Raw genomic sequence first — 25,203 nt, 5'->3', positions numbered from 1 at the left:
CACCAATGCCAAAACGCACCGACATCAAAAGCATCCTGATCATCGGCGCCGGTCCCATTGTGATCGGTCAGGCTTGTGAATTCGACTATTCCGGCACACAGGCCTGCAAGGCGCTTCGGGAAGAAGGATACCGGGTTATCCTCGTGAACTCGAACCCTGCCACAATCATGACCGACCCGGAACTGGCGGACGCCACTTATGTGGAACCCATCACGCCGGAAGTGGTTGCCAAGATCATTGAGAAAGAACGCCCAGACGCAGTGCTGCCCACCATGGGCGGGCAAACCGGCCTCAACACCGCGCTCGCGCTTTCACAGGATGGCACGCTTGAGAAATACGGTGTGCAGCTGATTGGCGCGTCTGAGGATGCGATCGACAAGGCGGAAGACCGTAAGCGCTTCAATGAAGCCATGGCAAAGATCGGCCTTGAGACCTGCCGGGGCAAAACCGCACACACCATCGACGAAGCCCTTGAAATTCTGGAGTGGATCGGGCTGCCAGCCATTATCCGCCCATCTTTCACCATGGGTGGCACCGGCGGCGGTGTTGCCTACAATAAGGAAGAATTCCTCTCAATCGTTGCATCCGGCCTTGATGCCTCCCCCACCACGGAAGTTTTGGTGGAAGAAAGCATCCTCGGCTGGAAAGAATATGAGATGGAGGTTGTGCGCGACAGAAACGACAACTGTATCATCATCTGCTCGATCGAGAACGTTGATCCGATGGGCGTACACACCGGTGACAGCATCACCGTGGCGCCTGCGCTGACGCTGACGGACAAAGAATACCAGATGATGCGCAACGCCAGCATTGCTGTGCTGCGCGAGATCGGTGTTGAAACCGGCGGCTCGAACGTACAGTTCGCCGTGAACCCGGAAAATGGCCGCCTGATTGTAATTGAGATGAACCCGCGCGTGAGCCGGTCATCTGCACTGGCATCAAAAGCCACAGGCTTCCCGATCGCCAAGGTCGCCGCCAAGCTTGCGGTTGGTTATACGCTCGATGAGCTTGATAATGACATCACAGGCGTAACGCCTGCATCGTTTGAGCCCACCATCGACTATGTGGTCACCAAAGTGCCGCGCTTCACTTTTGAGAAGTTTGCGGGCAGCGAGCCTGTGCTTTCAACCGCGATGAAATCGGTTGGTGAAGCCATGGCTGTGGGCCGGAACTTTACCGAAAGCCTACAGAAAGCCATGCGGTCAATGGAAACCGGGCTCACTGGCCTCAACGAGGTTGAGTTCAAGAATTACCAACCCGGTTCCGGCGACGTGAAGGCGATCCGGCGTGAGCTTGCGGTTGCACGGCCAGACCGTATCCTCCGTATCGCGCAGGCCATGCGCGAAGGCATGAGCCTTGAGGACATCCACGCCATTACGCACTATGAGCCGTGGTTCCTGCGCCAGATCAAATCGATCATCGACGCAGAGGCCGGGGTTGCAGCAAACGGCCTGCCATCTGATACCCGCAAATTGCGCAAGCTGAAGATGATGGGTTTCTCTGATGCCCGCCTCGCGCAGCTTGCTGGCCTCACCGAAGCGGCTGTCTTCAAGGCAAGGCACGACAGCGGCGTTCGCCCAAGCTATAAACGCATTGACACGTGCGCGGCAGAATTTGATGCCCGCACACCTTATATGTACTCAAGTTATGAAACTTTCGCGGACGGTGAAGGCGCGGAATGCGAAAGCATGCCATCAGACCGTGAGAAAGTTATCATCCTTGGTGGTGGGCCAAACCGTATCGGCCAGGGCATCGAGTTTGACTACTGCTGTTGTCATGCCTGCTTTTCCCTCTCTGACGCTGGTTACGAGACCATCATGGTCAACTGCAACCCGGAGACGGTTTCAACCGACTATGACACATCAGACCGGCTGTATTTCGAGCCGCTGACGGCCGAAGATGTGATCGAGATTATCCGCAAGGAACAGGAAAGCGGCACAGTGAAGGGTGTGATTGTCCAGTTTGGTGGCCAAACGCCGCTCAAGCTCGCGCATGCGCTTGAAGCCGCGGGCATTCCGATCCTTGGCACCAGCCCGGATGCGATCGACCTTGCGGAAGACCGCGAACGCTTCCAGGACCTCGTGCAGCGCCTTGACCTCAAACAGCCTGAAAACGGCCTCGCCCGCAGCCATGAAGAAGCTGTGAAAGTGGCTGAGCGTGTGGGTTACCCTGTCCTTATTCGCCCGAGCTATGTACTGGGCGGCCGCGCGATGGAGATCGTGCATGACCAAGAAGGCCTCGACCGTTACATAAACGAAGCGGTGCAGGTATCTGGTGACAGCCCTGTGCTGATCGATGGCTTCCTCAAGGACGCCATTGAGGTTGATGTAGACGCACTGTCAGACGGTGAAAACATCCACATCGCTGGCATCATGGAACATATCGAGGAAGCGGGCATCCACTCTGGCGACAGCGCCTGCTCGTTGCCGCCATATAGCCTACCTGTAGGTATCGTGAATGAAGTGAAGCGCCAGGCCAAAGCACTGGCTAAAGCCCTCAATGTTGTGGGCCTGATGAACGTGCAGTTCGCGGTGAAAGACGGTGAAGTTTACCTGATTGAGGTGAACCCGCGCGCGAGCCGCACCGTGCCGTTTGTCGCGAAAGCTGTAGGCTACCCTGTGGCAGCAATAGCAGCCCGGGTGATGGCTGGCGCCAAGCTCACGGAATTTGAACTCAAGGACCCAATCACCGAACATGTGGCGGTGAAGGAAGTTGTGATCCCATGGGCGCGCTTCCCCGGCGTTGACGTGCTTCTCGGACCGGAGATGAAATCAACCGGCGAGGTTATGGGCATCGACACCAACTTTGCCATGGCTTTCTACAAGTCCCAGCTTGCGGCAGGCGTGAAGCTGCCCGAAAAAGGCCAGGTGTTTGTTTCCGTGAAGGACAGCGACAAATACGCGCTTGTGGCGCTAGTGAAAGACCTGCTTGCCATGGGGTATGAAGTTGTTGCCACGGGCGGCACGGCTGATTATCTGAAGGCCAACGGGCATGAGGTAAAACGCGTGTTCAAGGTAACAGACGGCCAGCGCCCGCACGTACTCGACATCATGAAAAATGGTGAAATCCAGCTCATGTTCAACACAACTGAAGGCAAACAGGCAATCAAGGACAGCTATGCGCTCAGGAATACTGCCCTCCTGATGAAGCTGCCGTACTTCACCACCATGGCTGCGGCAGCCGCAGCCGTGCAGGCGCTTAAGGCCCTGCGCGCCAAAAAGCTGGATGTGAAACGCCTGCAGGATTTCGCGGCCTAAGCCAAGACTGCCCATCAAACAAAAAAGCCTGCCAAACTGGCAGGCTTTTTTTATAGCTGATTGTCTAGGTTCAGGAGTTTGACGCGCTGCCATTCTCGGCTGTAGCTGCATCGTCGCTAAGCCATTCCACCACCTTGAACGCTGCCGCCGCCATCAATGGTGTCATAAACGAACGCTCCCCGTATATTTTTTCAACCTCATGGCGGTTATAGAGTGCAAAACCGTAACGCGCATAGTCTTCACCATACAGGTCCCAAAGATCTGCCGTGATATCGGTGGTTTTAACAACTTCACCGGAAGCATTGACCCGGCTAACCTCAAGCTTGACGGAATCGCGCCCGGCGCGCATTACACCGCTACCGCTGTTACCAACCACGGCACCCTTCGCCCCATTCGAACCAGTCACGTTATTTCGTGGACCTCGGAACACCACATAAGGGCTGTCGCTGATCTTAACATGTTTGATCTTAACCTGCACATGACCATCGAGCGCCACACCCGTGCGGGTTAAATATCCCTGTGTGACTAAAGTGCTGAGAAATTCATCGAACGCAAAATCACCCATATCGCCAAATTCATCATAGTTTAGCAAACAACCTCTGGGGTCACGCTTTTGAGCGCAGGATGACTTGATCCATTTCTGCTCCCTGCGTGTCAGGGAGCCAATGTGCTGCTCCATTGCATTTGAATATTCCACCTGCACAGCCGTACGGCCCGCCTCTATTGCGACCACACCAGACCCGCCTGAAATCATTAGCACACCAACGATGAGGGCTGAGAGATTGTTGCGAGTTTGCATCGGATATCCTTCCATGACTATTAGCGGGGAGTAAAAACGACTAAGGACTACTTCACTTTGTTAGTGTAGCCGATTCACTTACAATGATCAATTTATACGTGTATTCTTGCTCTCACCGAGAAGTTTCCCTCCTGATCATCCGTGAAGCCTCACAGCTGCATAGTGTTTTCAGCCACCATCCATCAGATCATAAAAAAACCGGCCAAAGCATCAACGCGGCCTCAGCCGCTGGTGCATAAAAAAAACACCGCCACATAGTATGGCGGTGTTTCTCTCTGGCCATAGCGAGCAACCGCTAGAATACGATATTCAAACTTGCGACATCGCCATAATCAACCTGGGCCAGCCAGACACTGTTGCCGCCGCCTAAGTCAATCATTACACCCGATACATTCTGCGCGTTGGTAAACGAGCTGGCGTGTAAGGCCACATCATGGATATCCTGAAAGTCATAAACTGTACCGGAAAGGTCGAGACTGTCTTCGTCTACATTGAAGCTCCAGACCTCATCATCGCCCGAATTTCCGCTGAAACCGAATGTATCAGCACCGGCGCCCCCATCCATATTGTCATCGCCAGCACCACCCCACAGGGTATCGTCACCATCACGTGCCTCCAGGAAATCATCACCGTCACCTGCAAACATCAGGTCATCACCTGAGCCACCATCCAGCTCATCGTTACCATCGCGCGCGAACAGGGTATCGTCCCCAGCACCACCTTCTACATAATCATCGCCAGACCCACCGCCGAGTACATCGGATGACCCACCGCCGTAGAGCGAGTCATTGCCTGCGCCGCCCCACAGTTTATTCAGGACGTCTGCGAGGGGTGCGAGGGCGCTTTCAAAGTCGTCTGCATAGAGTATATCGTTGCCCAATTTGCCGAAGAGCACATCTGAACCCGCGCCACCCGCGATGGTATCGTCACCCGCCAACCCTTGAATACGGTCGTTGATCGCGTCGCCAAACAGTTTGTCGTTACCGTTTGCACCCTTTTGAATGGCGTCGAACAAGGGGTTGCCCGGAACCAACGGGCTCACATCCGGACCAACACCACCATCTGTGCCGCCCGTATCACCACCTGTATCGCCACCAGCATCACCGCCGATATTCTCAGACAGTTCGCACAATGTGATATCGCCGTACTCGGCAAAATACTCATCCACCTTCTCTTTACTGAGGTCGATAAGCTCAGGGTTTGCCTTAATAGTTTCAATGCTCTCGGTAAGCGTTTCTTTGGTCGCATCATCAAGCGGGAACGTGAGAAGACGCCCCAGAAGTTCGTCCCATGAAAACTCATGCGATCCGATAATCTGGTACGCTAAATCAAACACCCCCTTAAAATCCGAAATTTTAAGCTCGCATAATACATCGTCAGACATTGGCCTTGCTCCATTCAAACTGTCGATTGACGTTTTCCGCCCCCGGATCGCCGTTCCTGAAGCGTGATTTACGCCCGCGAGGAAAAGCTCACATGACCCAAATGGGCTATGGTTCCCGGGCTTCAGAACGAATCAGGCTTGAAAAAAATGAAATTCGCAGGTAAGTAAGTTCTAGGTGCGCCGGCCCTCTGGGTCGGCGCTCCTGTTTTGTATAAGCGCGGCCCATGAGATGCACGCGCTCAATAAGAATGAAAATGGACGGGATACATGAACGAAAAAGTCCCCATGCTTCAGGACGGTTATGACCGTCTGGCTGCAGAACTCAAGAATCTGAAATCTGTCGAACGCCCTGCTGTGGTGAGCGCTATTGAAGAAGCGCGTGCACACGGTGACCTTTCCGAGAACGCTGAATATCACGCGGCGAAAGAACGGCAGGGTCACATTGAAGGCCGCATTATGGAGCTTGAAGGCAAGCTTTCCCGCGCCCAGGTGATCGACCCCGCGTCTCTTTCGGGTGACCGTGTTGTGTTTGGCGCAACCGTGACCCTCATCGATGAAGACGATGATGAGGTTGTTTACCAGATTGTGGGCGCCGATGAAGGCGACGTCAAAAAAGGTAAAATCTCCTATCAATCTCCGATCGCACGTGCGCTTATTGGCCGCAATGTGGGCGCTGAGGTTGAGGTAAAAACACCGGGCGGTGAGCGCTACTACGAAATCCTCAAGCTCGAATTCAAATAAGCACTCATATAGGCCCCTGTAAGCCATGAATGCAAAAAGCCCGCTCTGCCTGAGCGGGCTTTTTTATTGCGCGCCTTACCAGCATACCTTGACATGCCACCCTTTACGTAACATATAAAGTTACATGAAAAGAGACAGCAAACTATCCGGCATTCTTCACGTGCTCCTCCATATGGCAGAACACGATGGCCCCACCACATCTGAGGCACTTGCGAAAGCCATGTGCACTAACCCAGTTGTGATACGGCGTATTATGGCGGGCCTCAGGCGCGCAGGTTATGTGGCGTCAGAAAAAGGGCACGGTGGCGGGTGGGTCATATGTCGCCCGCTTGAGGATATCACCTTGCGCGACATATACGCAGCGCTCGGCAGCCCGGCCTTGCTCGCTATGGGCAACCGTTCCGAGAACCCCAACTGCCTAGTAGAGCAAGCAGTGAACGCAGCACTCGGCGACACATTTGAGGAGGCTGAGACCCTGATCCTGCACCGGTTTGGCGAGGTAACCCTCGCGAGCCTGAGCGCGGATTTTCACACGCGCTTCAAGAACCATCACCGCCATCATCATGGTGGACCGGCGCAGAACACACGAGCCCCAAACCAATCGGAGCCTTTGTCATGAGTGATCTTCTCGCACACTTTTCTGACCCGGAAGCCATTTCCAAATATGTCGAGGGACCACCCCGCTTTATACCTGGCCTTGCCGGGCTGCATAAAATGTCGTGCATCCTGTTGGCCGAGCAAGTGCCAACCGATGCCCATCTTCTTGTTGTTGGCGCTGGTGGCGGTATGGAGATGAAAGCCTTCGCTGACACGCATCCAGCCTGGGCCTTCACGGGCATTGACCCGGCCCCGCAAATGCTCACGCTCGCGAATGAGGTGCTTGGTGAGCATGCACCGCGCGCTAAGTTAATCGAAGGCTATATTGACACCGCGCCCGACGGACCTTTTGACGCCGCAACATGCATGCTTGTGCTTCACTTTCTCTCCACCCCTGAACGCCTGCATACCCTGCGAGAAATCCGGCGACGGCTGAAACCGGGCGCCCCATTCATCGCCGCGCACTCGAGCTTCCCACAGGGTGATACCCGCGGCCGTTGGCTCGCCCGCTATGCAGCGTTTGCACTTGGCTCAGGAGCTGAGGCAGAGAAGGTCGAACATATGCGCTCCGCCATCGAAGCTCATCTCAATCTCCTAAGCCCCGAGGAAGACGAAAAACTTCTTCGGGAGGCCGGTTTTTCAGGTGTTGAGATTTTCTATACGGGGTTCACGTTCCGTGGCTGGGTAGCTTATGCGTGATTTTCGCGAGCATCCCAGCCTGTAGACGCAGTCGTATAATCAGGAAACTTCCGGCAGCGGCACACCGGGGGTGTGTTTGCTGGTACGGATGGTAAGTGAGGTTTTCACGCTGGCCACATTGGGTGAAGGCGTCAACTCGCCCGTCAGGAAATGCTGGAAGGCCGCCAAATCACGCGCAACAATTTTCAGGATGAAATCAATCTCGCCGTTCAGCATGAAACATTCACGCACCATCGGCCAATTGTGGCATTGCTGCTCAAATTTCTGCAAGTCGTGTTCGGCCTGGCTATGAAGCCCCACCATGGCGAATACCGTCAGGCCATAACCTAGCGCTTCCTGATCCAGGTCTGCGTGATAGCCTTTGATATATCCTTCTTCCTCAAGCGCGCGTACACGTCTGAGGCATGGCGGTGCTGTTATGCCAACACGTTCCGCAAGTTCCACGTTGGTAATGCGCCCTTCAGCCTGAAGGCACGACAGAATTTTGCGGTCGACGGCATCAAGTTTGACACGCCCCATCAGAATAACTCCTTGAAAAAACTCCCCGCCCGAAATGCATACTACAGAAGGGTGTTTCGGAAATAAAGTTCCAAATTCAAACAATTATATTTCTAACTTTAATCATTGCTGGTATCGCGATTCAAATTGAGTAGTATAAGCGCGCAGGGTGATTCGGGAGCTATCTTTCACCCCACTTAAAATAAAATTCACTGGTAAAAATCCAGGCGGGACGGCCACCGCATCACCGGCAAGAGTTGTGATGTGTGACAGTTGAAGTGGGTGCAAAAGTGGGTAAAGCGTCAGCGTTTGACATGAACGCGCTGGACAGTCGTATCAGGGAGTTGGTTGCCTACGCGCGGGAGCGCGATGGCGAAGACCGCACGACTTTGTTCCGCAACCTTGTCGACCTTTTCCTTACCGGCAAAGCCCCGATGCGCGAACCCACGCGCAGCCAGCTTCTCGACGTGATTGAAGCGCTTCTCCCGCATGTAGATAGCGAAAGCCGCCGCACCGTGAGCGACCTTCTCGCGAGCCAGACAACACCGCCGATGGATCTTGTTTTACGCATCTGCCGTGACAGGGCGAGCCTCTGCGAAGCGCTGCTGCATAAAGCTCCGTTTGACGAAGATGATATCATTGATCTGATCCGCGAAACCGGACGTGAGCACCATCAGGCGCTTGCGACCCGCAGCGACCTTTCCGCCAATGTGTGGATAGCCCTTGCCCGCGCGGCCCCTGCCGCCCCGCCGTTTGATAGTCGGTCAACCCTTGCGCTTTGGCGCGACGACCTTGGCGCGCAGCATGACGATACTTCGCTTGGCGCAACGGTAACTGCGCTAAGGCCCGAAAAAACGGCAAGCCTCAGGATTTTGCGCACCGATGAAGACCTGATCGCGGAACGGGTGACCCAATCAAGCACCACCTCCCCCACCCGAATGGTGGAAGCCGCAAATGATGAGCCCGAGGCATCTGACGCGCCCGATAGCAGCCCGGACCTGCCAGAACAGAGCACAGAGGACACAACAACCGACCCGCAACCACAGCAAGCCGCAGCCAAAGACCCTGCGCCAGATGAGAGCGCCAGCGAGTTGAAAGACCCTGGCCCTGGCGGCTGGGCGTGGCGCAGTGACAGGGATGGCCTTATCACCGCCGTTTCCCCTCAGGGCTGCAAGCTTTTGGGTAGTGTTGACGCAGCCCTTGGCATGGGCATGCTCGATCTGCTCGGCCTCAACGCCAAGCTCGGGCATCCCGTCAGTCGTGCGTTCCAGCGCCGCAGCACCATTCATGATGCCCCGATCCATCTACCTGACCTTGGTCACAACCATCAACACTGGACGCTCGAGGCAGGCCCTGTGTTCAGCCCTTGCGGCGGTGTATTTGAAGGTTATGAGGGCGTGTTGACCCCGGTAAAACCCGCCATGGACCATCTGGACGCACCGGCCGAGGATGACGACCCGCTGTTTCTTGACGACCCCGCGCCTCAGCCAAAACGCGTGCGTGCCGCCATGGCCGAACGGCCCGATGTGATGCAGGCCCGCCTCCTTGAGAAGGCCTGGAACGATGAAAGCCGCGCTCGCGCGGACGAGACGGCTGATGCTGATAGCCCCCCTGTCCAGCAGGCGAGCGCCATACAAAAACCCACCTCGCCATCCGCCATCACCAGCATGGCAGCCGCCATGGTGCGCAATGTGGTGTCGGAGACCTTGGGCGCCCCCATGAGCCCAAGCGAGGAAATCGCCCGCTATGGCCGTGGCCAGCAAACGGATGATGATGCCTCGCCCGCGCCTTCCGCCCCCAAACTTGCAGGTAATGCGGAAGCCGCCGCCACCATTGAGCTGCTTGAACAAGCCCTTCTTCGGCTTGTGGATGCCAGCAAAGACGGCAACGCGACACAAACCCGCCTGCAGGCGGAGATCGCCATGGCTTGTGTGCGGGCGCTTAAAGACCAGATCGGCTAAACCACCAAAGCCGCACACCATCACCTTTCCTTGATTTGGCCATGTTCTTTCACCACCTTATGGTGAAAGAAAACAGCATCAGGATGCATGTATAATGACGACAGCACGACCGTTTATGCCGCGCGCAAAAGCGCGGGCCATTGCGCGAACAAACCAGATATCCACCACACGCATCATGCTCTCCGCTTTGATGGCACTTGTGTTTGGTTTCATCGCGCTCACGGTTGGCACAGCTCACGCACGGGCTGATGATGTCACACCAAACCCGGGCCTCTGGAAACTCACAGATGAGGATAGCGAGATTTGGCTTTTTGGCACCGTGCATATCCTCAACCCCAATCTCACATGGCGCAATGAGGCGATCAATAACGCCTTCCTGCACGCAGATATCTTCTATAGCGAAGCACCGGTGGTTGAAGCGGACGAGAAGGTAATGAAACCGCTGATCGCCAAATATGGCGTCAATCAAACGGGCACCTCGTTCCTGACCCGGCTGAGCGCGCAAGGCTCGGTTGACCTCAACACCACCATTAAAAACCTCGGCCTGCCGGAGACCATCAAACAGCAGTTTGCTGTCTACCGCCCCTGGCTCGCCGGTGTAACGCTTGGCGCGCTTCAGGTGCAGTCCCGTGGTGGTGACCCAGAGGCGGGCGTTGACAAGATCCTGTGGCGAGAAGCCAAGGTTATTGGCAAAGATCTGCGGTATTTTGAAACCATGGAAGAGCAGATCAGCCTCTTTGGTGGTATGACCATGGCGGACGAGCTGGCTTTCTTTGAATCAGGCCTCAGGCAGATGATCGAAGACCCCGACCTTCTCGATGAAGTCACCGAAGACTGGCGGGCGGGCCGTGTAGAAGCCCTGGGTGAAAAACTGAACGGCGCCATGGTTGGGCAAGCAGGCTTGAAAACCTTACTTCTGGACGACCGCAACAAGAAATGGGCCAAAGACATCAAGAAGTTGATGGACGGCGCAGGCACAGCCTTCATTGCGGTTGGCGCGGGCCATCTGGCCGGTGAGGGCTCGTTGCAGGAACAGCTAGCAGACCTCGGCCTCGTCGCCGTCAGGCAATAATCACCTTTAAGCCTTTAATTTCCCGCTAGGTCTCTCGACGTATATAGGTTGATATCAACCTATATACGTGATAGGAGAAAACTACAAAACGACGGGAGGCTGAAACCTCCTCCTGTCTCAAACGATAACGAGGACGATAGAAAATGAGCTTCCAAAGCTATCTGGATAATATTGAGAAAAAGACCGGCAATTCCCCTAGTGATTTCCAGAAACTAGCCGCCGCCAAAAACTTAACCGAAGGCGACAAGGTAAAAGCAGGCGTAAAAGCGGGTGAGATCGTCGCCTGGCTGAAAGAGGACTACGACCTCGGGCACGGCCATGCCATGGCGATCTACGCCTACCTGAACGGCAAGCGGTCCTAGCCCTAACGCATCTGCCCCCAAATAGCTGACCCCAAAAATAGCTGACCAAAGTATTATTTCAGCCGACCGCAACATTCTTGCGGGCGGTGCCCCGCTATATTTGTTGCAATCAACTGGCTCTGCTGTCCCACTTGGGCTTTGGAACTACACTTTTTTGGGGAAGACTGATGCGACATTTCAAACATCTAACGGCTTTGTGCCTTGCTGCCATGCTGGGCTTTGGCGCTGGCGCACAGGCTGAAACAACGATCATCACCGGCGGCACGCTCATTGATAGCGCTGGCACCGGCCCGGTTGAGGACGCCGTTGTGGTGATAAAAGACGGGCGCATCCAGGCCGCTGGCCCGCGTGCATCCGTGACCATCCCGGCAGGCGCAACAGCCATTGACGCAAGCGGCAAGTTCATCATCCCCGGCCTGATGGACGCCAACGTGCACCTTTACCTGAACCTCGACCTTGAAACCCTGATCAAATATGAGGGCCGGTATGAGGATATCATCATTGAGGGGGCGCAACTGGCGCTCAAAACCGGGCAAACAACGGTGTTTGATACATGGGGGCCCTACCCCGCGCTGAAAAAAGCCCGCGATATGCTAAACGCTGGTGAAGCCGCAGGCGCGCGGGTCTATTTTGCAGGCAACATCATCGGGTTTGATGGTCCCTTGTCCGCAGACTTCCGCGAGGCTGCCGCTGCTCATGTAAGCAAAGCCATGGTATCGCGCCTCAACGCAGATTGGGAGCAGGACACCGGCCGCGACCTGATGTGGATGGGCCCTGAAGAGGTACGTGAGAAGGTAGACACCTATGCCGCCAAGGATATGGACTTCCTGAAATATGGTGCCAGTGGCCATGTGGCGATGGAGTTCATCACCTTCTCCCCGCGCGTACAAAAAGAAATTGTCGCGGCGGGCCACGCGGCAGACAAAACCGTACAGGTGCATACAACCTCTATCGAAAGCCTTGATATGGCAATTGACGCGGGCGTTGATATCCTCACCCACTGTGACATCACCGGGCCGGTGAAAACCATCCCTGAGGCAACACTTGCCAAGATGGTTGAGCACAGTATCCCATGCTCCATCGTGCCCATCACCCAGCGCCGCCTTGATGCCTATATTGAGCAAGACCCAAACCAGGTGATGGCCACCTACCAAGGCATTGGCCGCAAGAACATCGCCAATATGATCAAAGCGGGGGTGAGCATTCTTCTCTCCACCGACGCAGGCGTGAAAAGCCCGCTTATGATGGCGGAGAGCAAACAGCCAAAAGTGGATATGCGCACCGAGCTTGGCGAAGGGCATTTCAACGCTTTCACCGCCCTTGAAGAGCTTGGCATGGCACCGTTAGAGATCCTGCGGAGCGCAACGCTGAACACCGCGAAGGCCTATAAGCTTGATAGTGACCTTGGCAGTCTTGAGCCAGGCAAGATAGCGGATATCGTTATCCTTGATAAAAACCCGCTGGACGCCGCCGCCAACTACCGCACCATCAACACGGTGATCAAGGATGGTCAGGTTGTGGACATTGATGCCCTGCCGCTCGCGCCCCTTGTCAGCAACCAGAAGGCACCGGATACGAAGCCCTGAGGGCATAACAGCGTCCCCAGAAAAGCAAAGGCCCGGCACTATCGCCGGGCCTTTCTTTATAACACCTTGTGACGGGGTTTAGTTCTGTGCGGTGAGCTTGTCACGGCGTGCCGCAACGTCCGACGCGCTCACCCGCTCCCACACATTCTGGGTGCAAAGCCCGCGCTTGCATTCGCTCACTTCAAGTTTATTGGCTTCAAGAAGCGCCAGACGGCCATCTTCACCACGGTGTTTGCCTGGTGTATATACTTTGCCGCCCGCCCAGATACCGCTCACTTCATGGAAGCGCTTGAGCACCACCGCGTCCACCTCGTCCCGATCCTCAGACCAGACGATAGTGCCGCAGAGCTTCGAGGTTTTTGCGCTGCATGGCGCAACCTCGATCATTTTTTCCCCACCGGAAGTTTGCCAGAACCCGGTGGGGCTGGGAGCCTCAGCGTCACCCGGGCCAGCACTCAAGGCGGGTGACCCCACCATAAGCGTTACCCCAAGAAAAGCCGTTGCCAGGCCCAGGGAGAATTTGTTCAGAAATTTGGTCGAATGATTTGCTTGCGCAAAAATGCGTGTCATGTGTCTGCTCCTCGCGTTCATAACTCAAGCCGGTAGCCTGCTGGCCAAGGTTGAGCGTCCGTATGAGCATCGGTTCTGGCGACTGGGGTGCCGACGCTTCATGGCCTTTATGTAGGAGATGCGCGGGGTTCTGACTTGCCGATTTCGAAATCGGATAGTCTTTTCAGAAATCAGCAAGCTTTTGAAAGGATCAGCGAGCCGGAAACGCGCCCGGAATACGCCTGGAATAGACTTGGGCTGGTTTAGGACGCGAGTTCCAAATCGCTCAGCAGTTGCCTGCGATATTCAGACGGGGTCAGGCCTGTGCGTTCCTTGAACGCCCTGTTGAAGGGCCCAAGCGAGCCGTAGCCCAAATCCATCGCAATAGTCAGCACCGGTACATGGCGCTCTGCGCAGTCCGCGAGGCGTTCTTGCGCGACGGAAACACGGTGATGGTTGAGGAAATCCGAGAAGTTACGGAAACCAAGCTGCTGGTTAATGAGCCGCCGCAAGCGGTGTTCCGGCATGCGGAGCTGATCCGCGAGGCCCGCAATGGTCAAGCCTTGCTCCAGGAAAGCCTTATCCTTGATCACGCGTTTGAGGGCATCAAGGTCGTGTTTGTCTTCCACCGGCACAACGGTGTGCGGCTCGCTGGCTTTTGCATCGCTAAAGACAAACAGGTCAATACCGTCCGGGCCCGATATGCGCCACAGCACGAAGAAGGTCATGATGAAAAATGAGCTGGATTGCACTACCAGCAGATACTCGTCAAAGCCCCGGTTCACAAGGAAGGTTTCTGCAATCAGGATCGCGACAGAAAGCACAACCACGCCAGACACAAACATGCGTCTGAACACACAGCGGCTTTCCATCAGGTCATCCTGCCGGCCCTGCCAGGTGATCAACACCAGATGGAAAAGCGTGGCAAGTGTGATCAGCTTTGAAGCGGCGAACCCTACCGTTGTAATCTCCGCATACCCCGCCATGAGGCTAGCTGTGGTAACAAGACCCACCACAAACTGTGCCGCCAGCACCGCCCAGTGCCAGGGTTTCATGGAGAAATGATCGTCAAACTGCGACAGGCAGAAGAGCCACGCAAAAGCGGTACCCGGAAAACAAAGCGGGATGAGCAGTGCGCCAAATGAAAAGCCACCAACGATGGGGTCAACCTTTGTGCTGACAAGATAGGCGATTTCGCTGAGAGCCAAAGCCACCCCCAGCTTGCCACGCACATGGCAGCAGAAATCGCGGTATACAAGCACGGCCAGCCAAAACAGAAGGCTGATCGACCCATATCGCATCAGGTTGTCAAATGTTTCCAAACCATGTCCCCGCCGTGTAGCCCGGTCTTCTTCTCCATATAAGGAGTGCCGGACCAAAAAACCAGAGGCTGCGACGCCCTGTCCTGAAAGTTCCATTATGCAGGAATGTATGGCCTAGCCGGGCAAGAACCGCCTTCTTCAGGCTTGCAAGGTGGTTTGGTCTCCGGTATAAATTTAACCAATACCTCACATCACATTAAAATAATCGACACACTCGATAACAATAATCGAACTTGCTCGGTTGCAATTGATGGCCAGAAGCATAAAGTAAGCCTCGCTGGCGCCGACAACTGTTTGCGGCTTCTGCCCATAGGGTTGCGCGCCTATTCAGTTTGAACCTTTATAGACCACCCAAAGATTAAGGAGGAACGCATGGCCGTTCTCGCAGCAAAACCAGCTCCAGATTTTTCCGCTGTTGCCGTTATGGAAGATGGCAGCATCAACGAAAACTTTAACTTCAAAGAATACCTCGATGGCGACTATGGTCTGCTGTTCTTCTACCCGCTCGACTTCACTTTTGTATGCCCAAGCGAGATCCTCGCGTTCCACAACCGCATGAAAAAGTTCAAAGAGCTTGGCGTTAAAGTTGTTGCTGTATCTGTTGACAGCCAGTTCAGCCACGCTGCATGGCGCAACACGCCAACATCAGAAGGCGGCCTCGGCCCGGTTGATTTCCCGATGGTTGCAGACATCACCAAACAGATCGCCCGCGACTATGACGTGCTGATCGAAGAAGACGGTGTTGCCCTTCGTGGTACCTTCCTCGTTGGTAAAGACGGCATCGTATGGCACCAGACAGTCAACAACCTGCCGCTTGGCCGTAACGTTGACGAGTTTGTACGTCTTGTTGAAGCCCTTCAGTTCCATGAAGAGCACGGCGAAGTTTGCCCTGCTGGCTGGAACAAAGGCGACGAAGGCATGAAAGCCGACGCTGCTGGCGTTGCCGCTTACCTCGGCAAGCACGCTGGCGACCTCTAAGCCATAAAGCTTTAAAGCTTCATCCGGAAAGCCTCGGGCCATGCGCCCGGGGCTTTTCTTTTTTGCCCGCTCAAAATCTTCCTCACAAAGCCCGGCCTTCCCCGTCTCACCATCAAGACTTTGTTTCCAGATGTGCTCGAGGGATCGCCCATGCCACTCAACAGCCAGTTTAACGAGGCCATTGCTTCGGTTCTGAAAAACCTGAACCCGGTCATTCAGTCCCTGATGTCGCGGAAGGATTTCTCGAACCCGAGAGCGCCTTTTGATGTGCAGGAAAAAACCCGCGACCTGACCGCCTACAAACAGCTTCTGCTCACCACGCAAGCGTCCCAAAGCCAGGAGGACGCTGACGCGCTCCTGCGCATGACACGTGAGCCAATCCAGCCTGACATAAACCTGATGATGTCATCAAACATTACGCTTTCGCGCATGGGCCAGCTCAACACCGACCGCACGATCGAGCCAACCGTGGCGCTCGGCCAGAACAAGCTGCTCGGCAGCCTTGAAGACAGCATCATGAAGATGGTGGCGGCGTCTCAGTATAGCCCGCAACCGGCGCCGCCACCGGGGCCGCCTTCCCCGCCACCTGTGGTTGGCACGGCGACGATTGCGATCCGTTCGGTCCAGTTCACAAGCCGTCATGCCAACGCACTTGGCGCAAAACTTCTGGTGCAAAATGGTGCCAACACCTATGCCCGCTCAGATGGCAGAAATGTCGCTACAGTGCTTGATAACAGCGTCGCTGCCTATAATGCACAGGAATGGGACGTAGCACGTGGTGGCGGACCAGAGCCTTTTTCACAAACACAGAACACAGCACCAACGCTTACCGTTGTGTGCAGGGTGGGCGCTGTTGGCGGTAATGTTACCGTCGCCAGCTTCGCCGGGCAGTTGACCGGCACCCCGGGTCAAATCAACGGTGCCAATTATGGCCCGGGGCCCTTTAATATTGCGCTCAATCAAAACGGCATGCTGCCGGGGGCGCCTGCGGTCATCGCAAACGGTGCCACGCAGGATTTCACGCTCACCTTCACAGGGGGCGCCAACTTCCCGACTGAGATCGGCGTTGCAGACCTCGGGCTTAGCATCACGGTGAACTCAAACGCCCCTGCGATGACGGACAATATCGCCGCCGTCAGCCGGGTGTACCTCACCTTCGGTGCACCCGCCGGTACAGTGGTGTCACCGGGGCCAAATAATTTTGCCCTTGGCGGGCCGCTTCAGTCGGTCACGCCCGCGCGGCTTGAGCTTGCCATCCAGGCGGTGCGCGACGGCAGCACGGGCGGCATCGCAGGCGTGCCCGGCTTTACCTACGCCACCGCGGAAGACTGCGTAGACGCAAGCTTCCTTTTCCTCAAGGATATCGGGGTCAGCTTCGCGCTCGGCTACCGCTGGCAAACAGCCGTCAATCAGACCGGCCTCAACAATACGGTCGGCGGCACACAGCCACCCCTTCATACCTATCTCTGGATGTCAATGAAGCCTCTCGCTGGCGCGGCACCGCCGGGCCACCTGCCCGCAACCGAAGCCTGGGCTGAGTGCCACAACCTCGCGGTCGCCTTTGTGCTGCTCAATGAAATCCTTGGCCTTGCACCCTTTGTGGTTAACTACGGCATGGGCAACCTCCTGGGCTACGCAACGGATTACCCGCAGCCTCGCCGTGCGGACATCGCCCCTTATCCGCCCATGGTTGGCGCAATCAAGGGCGCGCTTCATATGCCGTATACCAGGAATTTCCTGATGCCGAATACTTTGCCGGCGCAACAGTCCCTCGGCTTTGTTGACCAGCATGGCGGCGTGAACAACTTTGAAGGGGTAACCATCTTCAACAACACGCGCCTCTACCCCATCGGCGAAGTGATCCTGGCGGACAACAACCGCGACATCAACGCGGACAATTATTACGCCGAGTATAACCATGTCTTCACCGACTATGTAGACCCGGCCAACGGCATACCGCCCGGCTTCAACGCCGCCAATGGCTTGGCCCCACTTGTCTTCTCAGGCGACTGGATTTGGTGGTTCCTGAACGGAGGCGGCGGCATTGGCTGGCTCTGGCAGAACGGATATGTACAAGACCCATACCCTGGCACTGTCGTACCGTTTCTGTCCTTTGGCATACCCGGCTGCTTCATGTGGCAAAATTAAATGTGGGGAGATAGATCATGAGCGTTACAAGAACCACCCAAACCCCACCGTACGCGGACCTCGGCGCCTTGCTGATGACATCGCCGACCGACAAGGGTTCAACCCCCTCAACGGTGCAGGAAAAGATGGCCGTCAACAGCCATATGAGCTGGCTCACGTCTGTGCTCAACAAATCGTTCAAGCCAAGCGCGTCCGCGGTCAGCTATTTTCGCATCTTCGCGCAGGAAGAAGGCCAGTTCGATACCGTGCGCGGCGGTTATATGGTGGATATGGATCATATCGTCACCGCCAGCAGCAAATATGTGCTCTCGATCTCCACCACCGCCATCCCGGTCAGCAGCGAGGTCACCGTGGTGAAACAGGCGGAAGCCACAGCGCACGCGCTTTTCAACTGGCCACCCCGCACCGAAGCGCCGTTTGATGAACTGGGCACAGACGGTGCCGTTCACTATGGCATCCGGCAGGTGAGCAAACCCATGCCGCTCGGCACCAAAAGCAAGGAAGAGCGTTACTGGCCCTCATGGGAAGAAAGCCTTGCCTGGTGGTGTGACGGGCAAACAGCTTCGTTCATTTTCACCAAAGCGCCCGGCGGCCCCACGCAGGAGCTTATAACCCCCGGCGAGGACGCCAACCAATACTGGTTCACCCCGGCCCCCAAAAGCCGCTGATCCAGCAGCGCCGGTTCCCGGCTTTCCCCCGTAGCCCACCGGCCCCACCAGAAGCCCCGGAGAAATCCGGGGCTTTTTTTTAAAGCACAATACGGCTAGCCTCACGCGCAAGCATCCAGCAAAAAACAGTCGGGGGGACCAGATGACCATAACAACACTCAAAGCCACCTTCAGGGCCAGCATTGCCGCAAGCGCGCTCACGCTCACCGCAGCCATCCCTGCCTTCGCGCAGACCACCCTGAGCGCGGAGGAACAAGCCATCGCGGCGGCCGTGGCGGCTGACTATGAAGCCCAGATCAACTTCCTTGAAAAAATCACCAACATCAACAGCGGCACCCGCAACCTTGAAGGCGTGCGGGCAGTTGGCCGCGCGTTTGATGCTGAGTTCAAGGCGCTGGGCTTTGATACCCGCTGGATTGATATGCCCGCGGAGATGGACCGTGCCGGTCATTTTGACGCGAGCTATAAGGCGGGCGACGGCAAATCCGTGCTGCTCATCGGCCATCTGGATACTGTGTTCCCGAAAGACAGCCCGTTCCAGAAATTTGAGCGTGACGGCGACCGGGTGAAAGGCCCCGGCGTTGTAGACATGAAAGCGGGCGATGTGATCGTGCTTTATGCGCTCAAGGCGCTTAAAGCCACCGGACATCTGGACACCGGCAGCTACCGCGTGATTTTCACCGGCGATGAGGAATCGACCGGCAAACCGCTATCCATTTCCCGTAAGGACCTCATTGAGGCAGGCAAGGCATCAGACTTCGCGCTCAATTTTGAGGGCGGCTCAGATGGCATGGCCGTGATCGGGCGGCGTGGCTCTTCCAACTGGTCGCTTGAGACAACCGGCAAACGCGCGCATTCAAGCGGTGTGTTCAGTGACGAAGTAGGCGCAGGCGCGGTGTTTGAGATGTCTCGCATCCTGCACCGGTTCTATGGTGAAGTGCGCGGTGAGCATGGCCTGACCTTCAACCCCGGCGTGCTGGCAGGCGGTACTTTCATCACCGAGGGGGAGAACGATTCCACCCAAACCGCTTTTGGCAAAACCAATGTGGTGGCGCAAAAGGCCGTGGTGCACGGGGGCCTGAGGTTCATGAGCGAAGAGCAGAAAGAACGCGCCCGCGCCAAAATGCGCGAAATTGTGGCCGACCACCTGCCCGGCACCGGCGCCACCATCACGTTTGAGGACAGCTACCCCGCCATGCAGGAGGGACCCGAGAACACCCGCATGCTGGGCGTGATGAGCGATGTGAATATTGCCCTGGGCGCGGGGCCCATCACTGCCTACCCACCCGAAAAGCGTGGTGCGGCGGACGTGAGCTTTGTAGCCCCCCACACCCCTTCCATGGACGGCCTTGGTGCCTTTGGCGGTGCAGGCCACACACCCGATGAATGGCTGGACCTTTCGCGCCAGCAGTTCGCCACCACCCGCGCCGCAATTCTGCTTTATCGCCTGATGCGCGAGGAGTGATAGGGGAGGAAATTTGCGTGGAAACCTAACGCTCGCAATAGAAAACCTAGTCCTTCTTAAACCTCGTAGTCGATGAAGTTGTTAAACCAAACCCTTGGATTGTGAATTTACCTATCACCCTAATTCAATGATAGGGCTTACATCTTACGGGCCAGCGCGTGGACTTTTTCAACACCAGAGACATAACCTAAGCATATACTAGCAAGGCTATCTTGGGCGCGGTAAAACTCCATCGACAGCTCTCTATATAATTTTAGAATTCTATCGGTTTCATATGCCTGCAATATCTTGTCTTGTTTCTCGAATTCATCACCAACTTTCATAGCTTGATAGATGTCTTCCGTCATAAAATAAGCAAGAATAAGACCCGCTGAAATGGCGGTTCCAAATCTAGCCTTAGTGCTATCTTCGGTAATCCCCTTCTCTAGCTTGTCTCTTAAGGCGAGCGCCTCTTGAAAATTTTCAACCACGGCATGCGCTCGCTCACGATCAATAACATAGAGAGCGGTTACAATACCCACGACGAGTAAGTGAATATTGTCAAGATCTGGGTGCGTTCTAAAAACAATATTTGCATGCAACAATGCGTGCTCCAATTGTCGACACGTCATGTTGTGCGTCTCAGCAATCAACGATACACCATCTCGCAAATAGTCCGCCTGCGTTGACTTTTTAGCCTCACTTTGCGTGTCTGCAAACAATCTCTCGCCTAGAAAAAGGCCATACCTTTTCACTTCGGGTTCAGGTAACTTAAACTGCCAATCGATGAATTTACGTAGGTACCCTTCCCCACTTGTATGAAGCCCGTAGCTTTGCGCAATAGTTTCCCTTATCTGCGTTTCATCAAACGCAAGCACAAACACCGTGCCCTGAACGGCAAAGAGATGTTTTATGCTTTCCAGCACTTCAATGGCGTAGCTTGGTTTGCAGCGGTCTAACTCGTCAACTAAGATGATAAGCTTTTGATGATCTTCCGATTTTGCGTCCGCGACTATCTCATTAACAGTTTCGGACAAAAATTCCCTGAAATCCCGCATGGAATCTTCTGCCATTTCTTGTGTCGCCAGAGCTTCCAGCGCCACTGAACCCAACATGTCTGATACCTCATCAGGGTTCGCACCAATGTCTTCGAGAAATTCCTCTATTCCCTCATCGCCAATCAACTTTCGGCTCGCGCTTTTCAACACAAGTGGCAAAAATTTTGATCTTAGAAAACCGCCTGTGCGTCTCGCTAGTTCATCAAATTTTTTCTCTGTTTTGCTATCGCCATTGGATAGTTGTTTTTTTATTGAGGAAATGAAGGCAGAAAGCGGGTCATCCGAAAAATCAGTTTTCCAAGCGTCAAATAGCACAACCTTGTAGCCCTGATTTTCGAGGTCAGCTTTCCAACACTCGAAAAAGAAGCTTTTGCCCGTGCCGTATGGTGAATGAAGGCTAATCACAAACGGCTGTCGGACACTCGCGATCAATGGGGTTAAATACTGCGCAACAGCTTGGCGCTTTAATTTATCTCTGGCCCAAGGGTCATCCTTGTCGATTAATTCTGCTTCGTACTTATTTAGCATCTGTACCCCCATCTGCATTTCTGTGTACCCGCTACACTACTAGTGTAACGCTATCCCCCGCATTGCCGAAACAGATTCTCCCGGCTCAAATTTAGTCTCCTCTCAACTTTTTTTATTCATCCTCCCCTTGAAATTAAATCGTGCACGATTATATAGGATACATGTTAATGAATTGGCGTGTGCCAGATGATGGATAAGGAGCAGGACATGGCGGATGATGTGAAGCTGTCTTTAAAGCTGGATGACCAGCTTTGTTTTGCGCTTTATTCGGCGGCCAGCGCGCTCAAGAAGGCTTATCGGCCCGCGCTTGATACGCTTGGGCTTACCTACCCGCAGTATCTGGTGATGATGGTGCTGTGGGAGCGGGACGGCCAGCGTGTGAGCGAGATTGGCGACAAGCTTTTCCTTGATAGCGCAACGCTCACCCCCTTGCTGAAACGCATGGAAGGCCAGGGCCTTATCAGCCGCAAACGCGCGGAAGATGACGAGCGGCAGGTGATTGTTTCGCTAACGAAACAAGGTGTTGAGCTTGAAGCCCAGGCGGGCGCGGCGCCGGTGGCGGCGTTTCAGGCGTCTGGCTGCACGCCAGATGAGCTGGTCGCGCTGCGCGACCGCTTGAAAGAACTGAGGACAGACCTGATAGCAGCAACCGGATAAGCGCGGTGGCCTGAAAGCAACAGCCTGAGGGCAGCGGCTGAGGTCAGAAGCGAGGCATCAAGCGAGGTAGTTTCACCTCTCGGCCCCAGCGCTCTCCCCCTATCATGGTTTTGCCATATAAATAGTGCACGATTTAATTGTTAACGAATGAATGAGTATCAACCCTGAGACCCGAACAAACTAAACCCTAAACCCCAAAGGAGACTAAACTATGAAACTCGAAAAAACCCTCTATACCGCCCATGCAACCGCAACCGGCGGCCGCGAAGGCACCGCCAAAACCGATGACGGCGTGCTGGATGTGAAACTTTCAACCCCCAAGGGCCTTGGCGGCGCAGGCGGTGACGGCACCAACCCTGAGCAGCTTTTTGCGGCGGGCTATGCGGCCTGTTTCATCGGCGCGATGAAAGCTGTGGGCGGCAAAACCGGCATCAAGGTGCCAGTGGATGTTTCCATCAACTCAAGCGTTGGCATTGGCCCGATCCCGAACGGGTTTGGCATTGAGGTTGAGCTGAATATCAACCTGCCGGGCCTTGACCGTGAAGCGGCTGAAAAACTGGTGGCGGCGGCGCATCAGGTTTGCCCGTATTCAAACGCCACGCGCGGCAATATCGAGGTGACCCTCAACATTCTATAAAGTGTGGCGGCGCACACCCAAATTACGACGAAAAACCGCCACACCTGCGCCGCACTTTTAGCCACAGAGTCGCCACACCCTTGTTGTAATTTTGTGGATGAAAGCTAACCAGGAGCCCCTTTTTTGAGGGGCTCTTTTAATTTTAGGTGAAAATTCACCGTACTTTTAAAAGCAGAGGCGCTCCCATCCCGCACGGAAAATTGTCTTGTCGGGTGGTAAATCTGCCGATTATGCCCATCTATGTCATCCGGGTGCGCGACGGGAGACAAGATGATGACCAATATCCAAGACAAAATCACCACCGGCGGATGCCTCTGCGGCGCTGTGCGCTATGAGGTCGCCGGGCCGCTGCGCGACATCGTGAACTGCCACTGCAGCATGTGCCAAAAGCTTCACGGCAGCTTTGGCGCACATACTAAAGCTTTGAAGAAAAACATTAAAATCACCAGAGACGACGGCCTCGGCTTCTATAAAACCTCTGATGTGGCCGAGCGGGGGTATTGCAGGGAGTGCGGTTCAAGCCTCTTCTGGCAGCCTTTTGATCTGGACGCTACCGGCATCCTCGCAGGCTCACTGGATGACGCATCGGGCCTCAAAACCATGGGGCATATCTTCACAGGCGAAAAAGCAGGCTTTGTTGAGATCACAGATGGCCTGCCACAGTTTGCGAAATCCTCCGACGGGGCCTTCACCGGTGACTACCGGTGATAACCCTTTGAATCTTCTGGCGTTTCACTCCGCTCATTGAGGCCATAGTCGCGCACCACATGCGCAACCCTGAGGCGGTAATTTTCAAATACATGGGCGCGGCCGTCGGCCTGCGCGCCGCGATGCTCCATGCGTTCGCGCCAGCCCTTCACCGCAGCTTCATCCCGCCAGAAGGAAAGTGACAGATATTTCCCTTTTTTCACAAGGCTCTCAAAGCGTTCCACCGAGATGAAACCATCCATCTCTGGCAGAATTTTCCCGAGCGCGGCGGCGTGATCAAAATACCTGCTCTCCATGCCAGCTTTTGGGATCAGCTCAAAAATCACGGCAATCATGAGGCGTTCTCCCTTGATGGTTCGCTCGTGAAAAACCTCAGAAGCTCCGCACCTTCCGCCGCGCGCAGGAAGGTGCGTTCTTCCTTCAGGATAAACCGCCCGCGCTGCGCAAACTCAAAATTCTCGCGCCCGCGAGCGTCCGTCTTTAGCCGTGCACGATACACTTCATAGGCCGCAAGGCTATCAAAACAGATAAGCCCCAACGCCACATTATTAGTGCCTTCATGCGGCAGGAAATAGCCGAACAGATCACCGCCACAGGCCGGAATGATCTCAGCCCAGGCCTTTGAATAAGCTTCAAATTCCTGAAGTTTGAAGGGGTCAATTTCATAGCGGATACAACACAGCATGCTCATTTCATACTCCAGTTCACAATGAGGTGTAGGTGGCATTGTAGCCGCTTGATGTGCATCCTTGTTTCGACTAACATCGAACTATGAAAGACGGACCAGATATCGCGCTCATCGCTTCGCTTATTGGTGACCCGGCACGGGCAAATATGCTTGTCTCGCTCATGGGCGGCATTGCGCTAACGGCCACGGAACTGGCTGACGAAGCAGGTGTGACCAAACAGACCGCCTCAAGCCACCTGAGCAAGCTGGAGGCCGGCGGCCTTTTGCGCATCCGCAAACAGGGTCGGCACCGCTACTACCAGCTTTCCGGGTCAGATATTGCTGATCTCCTTGAAACCCTGATGGGCGTTGCGGTTCGCACGGGCCATGTGCGCACTCGCCCCGGCCCCAAAGACCCGGCGCTCAGGCACGCGCGGGTGTGTTATGACCATTTGGCGGGTGATATGGGCATCCAGCTTTATGAGGGCTTGCTCGCGCGCGGTCTTCTGTTTGAGCATGAAGGCGAGCCCGTGATCACACCGGTTGGGGAAGGCTTCATGAAGCGCCTCGGCCTACCACTTGAAACACTCGCAAGCGCCAAACGGCCGCTCTGTAAAGCATGCCTTGACTGGAGTGAACGCCGCACCCATCTGGCGGGTGCCTTGGGTGCAGCGCTTCTTGACCATATATACGAAAAAGGTTGGGCACGGCGAAAGAACGGCAGCCGCGAGGTTGCCTTCACCGGCACCGGACTTGAAGAGTTTAACCGCTTCTTCGGCCCAGCCTGACCAGCCAAAACCGTGTCAACACTGCCGCCGGTGATGAGAAGCTGTTTGACAGCGCTGTCAAATATAGCGATATTGGCGCAATGAAAAACGCCCGC

At 55.2% G+C, this 25,203-nt stretch carries 24 protein-coding genes; 16 read left to right on the top strand and 8 right to left on the bottom strand.

Annotation, left to right across the window (positions count from 1 at the left end; translation table 11 throughout):
- Positions 1 to 5 precede the first annotated feature (5 nt).
- The gene (gene carB / locus ACN0XZ_RS12995) at positions 6 to 3,257 is read left to right on the top strand and encodes a carbamoyl-phosphate synthase large subunit (protein WP_417458205.1); all 3,252 of its coding nucleotides are present in this window, start codon (positions 6 to 8) and stop codon (positions 3,255 to 3,257) included.
- 70 nt (positions 3,258 to 3,327) lie between these two features.
- On the opposite strand, the gene ACN0XZ_RS12990 is transcribed toward carB, so the two are convergent.
- Together ACN0XZ_RS12990 and ACN0XZ_RS12985 are read right to left on the bottom strand one after the other, a co-directional pair.
- On the bottom strand, positions 3,328 to 4,056 hold the full coding sequence (locus ACN0XZ_RS12990; RefSeq protein ID WP_417458204.1) for a hypothetical protein: 729 nt from the start codon (positions 4,054 to 4,056) through the stop codon (positions 3,328 to 3,330).
- A gap of 295 nt (positions 4,057 to 4,351) precedes the next feature.
- A complete protein-coding gene (locus ACN0XZ_RS12985) occupies positions 4,352 to 5,440 on the bottom strand; it encodes a calcium-binding protein (protein ID WP_417458203.1) in 1,089 nt (362 codons plus the stop codon).
- 267 nt (positions 5,441 to 5,707) lie between these two features.
- On the opposite strand from ACN0XZ_RS12985, the gene greA reads away from it, so the two are divergent.
- The 3 genes from greA to ACN0XZ_RS12970 all read left to right on the top strand — a co-directional run bounded on the left by greA (position 5,708) and on the right by ACN0XZ_RS12970 (position 7,477).
- On the top strand, positions 5,708 to 6,181 hold the full coding sequence (greA, locus tag ACN0XZ_RS12980) for a transcription elongation factor GreA (protein WP_417458202.1): 474 nt from the start codon (positions 5,708 to 5,710) through the stop codon (positions 6,179 to 6,181).
- A gap of 124 nt (positions 6,182 to 6,305) precedes the next feature.
- Positions 6,306 to 6,800, top strand: coding sequence for an Rrf2 family transcriptional regulator (locus ACN0XZ_RS12975; RefSeq protein WP_417458201.1), 495 nt, complete (start codon positions 6,306 to 6,308; stop codon positions 6,798 to 6,800).
- Positions 6,797 to 7,477: a class I SAM-dependent methyltransferase gene (locus tag ACN0XZ_RS12970; protein ID WP_417458200.1), complete on the top strand. Its 681-nt coding sequence runs from the start codon at positions 6,797 to 6,799 to the stop codon at positions 7,475 to 7,477. Before ACN0XZ_RS12975 ends, ACN0XZ_RS12970 begins: the two co-directional genes overlap by 4 nt.
- A 39-nt stretch (positions 7,478 to 7,516) precedes the next feature.
- Here ACN0XZ_RS12970 and ACN0XZ_RS12965 read toward each other — a convergent pair whose 3' ends face one another.
- On the bottom strand, positions 7,517 to 7,996 hold the full coding sequence (locus ACN0XZ_RS12965) for an Lrp/AsnC family transcriptional regulator (RefSeq protein WP_417458199.1): 480 nt from the start codon (positions 7,994 to 7,996) through the stop codon (positions 7,517 to 7,519).
- A gap of 245 nt (positions 7,997 to 8,241) precedes the next feature.
- Between ACN0XZ_RS12965 and ACN0XZ_RS12960 the strand changes: the two genes are divergently transcribed.
- From ACN0XZ_RS12960 to ACN0XZ_RS12945, 4 genes are all read left to right on the top strand, one after another.
- The gene (locus ACN0XZ_RS12960; protein ID WP_417458198.1) at positions 8,242 to 9,936 is read left to right on the top strand and encodes a hypothetical protein; all 1,695 of its coding nucleotides are present in this window, start codon (positions 8,242 to 8,244) and stop codon (positions 9,934 to 9,936) included.
- Between the two features lie 94 nt (positions 9,937 to 10,030).
- Entirely contained in the window at positions 10,031 to 11,008 is a 978-nt protein-coding gene (locus ACN0XZ_RS12955; protein WP_417458197.1) for a TraB/GumN family protein, read from the top strand.
- A gap of 143 nt (positions 11,009 to 11,151) precedes the next feature.
- Positions 11,152 to 11,370, top strand: coding sequence for a DUF4287 domain-containing protein (locus tag ACN0XZ_RS12950; protein ID WP_417458196.1), 219 nt, complete (start codon positions 11,152 to 11,154; stop codon positions 11,368 to 11,370).
- Between the two features lie 167 nt (positions 11,371 to 11,537).
- Positions 11,538 to 12,956 (top strand): amidohydrolase family protein, encoded by a 1,419-nt coding sequence (locus tag ACN0XZ_RS12945; protein ID WP_417458195.1) that lies wholly within the window; start codon positions 11,538 to 11,540, stop codon positions 12,954 to 12,956.
- 78 nt (positions 12,957 to 13,034) lie between these two features.
- Here ACN0XZ_RS12945 and ACN0XZ_RS12940 read toward each other — a convergent pair whose 3' ends face one another.
- A complete protein-coding gene (locus tag ACN0XZ_RS12940) occupies positions 13,035 to 13,526 on the bottom strand; it encodes a DUF2147 domain-containing protein (protein ID WP_417458194.1) in 492 nt (163 codons plus the stop codon).
- Positions 13,527 to 13,768: 242 nt separating this feature from the next.
- On the bottom strand, positions 13,769 to 14,827 hold the full coding sequence (locus tag ACN0XZ_RS12935) for a helix-turn-helix domain-containing protein (protein WP_417458193.1): 1,059 nt from the start codon (positions 14,825 to 14,827) through the stop codon (positions 13,769 to 13,771).
- Between the two features lie 372 nt (positions 14,828 to 15,199).
- Here ACN0XZ_RS12935 and ACN0XZ_RS12930 point away from each other — a divergent pair, with 372 nt between their 5' ends.
- The 4 genes from ACN0XZ_RS12930 to ACN0XZ_RS12915 all read left to right on the top strand — a co-directional run bounded on the left by ACN0XZ_RS12930 (position 15,200) and on the right by ACN0XZ_RS12915 (position 20,086).
- Positions 15,200 to 15,805, top strand: a complete 606-nt coding sequence (locus tag ACN0XZ_RS12930; protein ID WP_417458192.1) for a peroxiredoxin — start codon at positions 15,200 to 15,202, stop codon at positions 15,803 to 15,805.
- Between the two features lie 150 nt (positions 15,806 to 15,955).
- Positions 15,956 to 17,953, top strand: coding sequence for a hypothetical protein (locus ACN0XZ_RS12925; protein WP_417458191.1), 1,998 nt, complete (start codon positions 15,956 to 15,958; stop codon positions 17,951 to 17,953).
- Positions 17,954 to 17,970: 17 nt separating this feature from the next.
- The gene (locus ACN0XZ_RS12920) at positions 17,971 to 18,621 is read left to right on the top strand and encodes a hypothetical protein (protein WP_417458190.1); all 651 of its coding nucleotides are present in this window, start codon (positions 17,971 to 17,973) and stop codon (positions 18,619 to 18,621) included.
- Positions 18,622 to 18,763: 142 nt separating this feature from the next.
- Positions 18,764 to 20,086: a M20/M25/M40 family metallo-hydrolase gene (locus ACN0XZ_RS12915; protein ID WP_417458189.1), complete on the top strand. Its 1,323-nt coding sequence runs from the start codon at positions 18,764 to 18,766 to the stop codon at positions 20,084 to 20,086.
- Positions 20,087 to 20,223: 137 nt separating this feature from the next.
- Here the strand turns inward: ACN0XZ_RS12915 and ACN0XZ_RS12910 are convergent, their stop codons facing one another.
- On the bottom strand, positions 20,224 to 21,651 hold the full coding sequence (locus ACN0XZ_RS12910; protein WP_417458188.1) for a KAP family P-loop NTPase fold protein: 1,428 nt from the start codon (positions 21,649 to 21,651) through the stop codon (positions 20,224 to 20,226).
- A 189-nt stretch (positions 21,652 to 21,840) separates the two neighbouring features.
- Here ACN0XZ_RS12910 and ACN0XZ_RS12905 point away from each other — a divergent pair, with 189 nt between their 5' ends.
- The 3 genes from ACN0XZ_RS12905 to ACN0XZ_RS12895 all read left to right on the top strand — a co-directional run bounded on the left by ACN0XZ_RS12905 (position 21,841) and on the right by ACN0XZ_RS12895 (position 23,653).
- The gene (locus ACN0XZ_RS12905; RefSeq protein WP_417458384.1) at positions 21,841 to 22,308 is read left to right on the top strand and encodes a MarR family winged helix-turn-helix transcriptional regulator; all 468 of its coding nucleotides are present in this window, start codon (positions 21,841 to 21,843) and stop codon (positions 22,306 to 22,308) included.
- A gap of 211 nt (positions 22,309 to 22,519) precedes the next feature.
- Complete coding sequence (locus ACN0XZ_RS12900; RefSeq protein ID WP_417458187.1) at positions 22,520 to 22,945, top strand: organic hydroperoxide resistance protein; 426 nt, start codon at positions 22,520 to 22,522, stop codon at positions 22,943 to 22,945.
- 273 nt (positions 22,946 to 23,218) lie between these two features.
- Positions 23,219 to 23,653, top strand: coding sequence for a GFA family protein (locus ACN0XZ_RS12895; RefSeq protein WP_417458186.1), 435 nt, complete (start codon positions 23,219 to 23,221; stop codon positions 23,651 to 23,653).
- On the opposite strand, the gene ACN0XZ_RS12890 is transcribed toward ACN0XZ_RS12895, so the two are convergent.
- Both ACN0XZ_RS12890 and ACN0XZ_RS12885 read right to left on the bottom strand, forming a co-directional pair.
- The gene (locus ACN0XZ_RS12890) at positions 23,644 to 23,988 is read right to left on the bottom strand and encodes an antibiotic biosynthesis monooxygenase family protein (protein ID WP_417458185.1); all 345 of its coding nucleotides are present in this window, start codon (positions 23,986 to 23,988) and stop codon (positions 23,644 to 23,646) included. The genes ACN0XZ_RS12895 and ACN0XZ_RS12890 overlap by 10 nt on opposite strands.
- Positions 23,985 to 24,344 (bottom strand): NIPSNAP family protein, encoded by a 360-nt coding sequence (locus ACN0XZ_RS12885; RefSeq protein ID WP_417458184.1) that lies wholly within the window; start codon positions 24,342 to 24,344, stop codon positions 23,985 to 23,987. Before ACN0XZ_RS12885 ends, ACN0XZ_RS12890 begins: the two co-directional genes overlap by 4 nt.
- Before the next feature lie 80 nt (positions 24,345 to 24,424).
- Between ACN0XZ_RS12885 and ACN0XZ_RS12880 the strand changes: the two genes are divergently transcribed.
- The gene (locus ACN0XZ_RS12880; RefSeq protein ID WP_417458183.1) at positions 24,425 to 25,108 is read left to right on the top strand and encodes an ArsR/SmtB family transcription factor; all 684 of its coding nucleotides are present in this window, start codon (positions 24,425 to 24,427) and stop codon (positions 25,106 to 25,108) included.
- Positions 25,109 to 25,203 lie beyond the last annotated feature (95 nt).

This window comes from Kordiimonas sp. (genome assembly GCF_048264555.1).
Taxonomy (GTDB): Bacteria; Pseudomonadota; Alphaproteobacteria; order Sphingomonadales; family Kordiimonadaceae; genus Kordiimonas.
The sequence above is the reverse complement of the archived record's forward strand: the minus strand, read 5'-3'. Positions and strand labels throughout refer to the sequence as shown.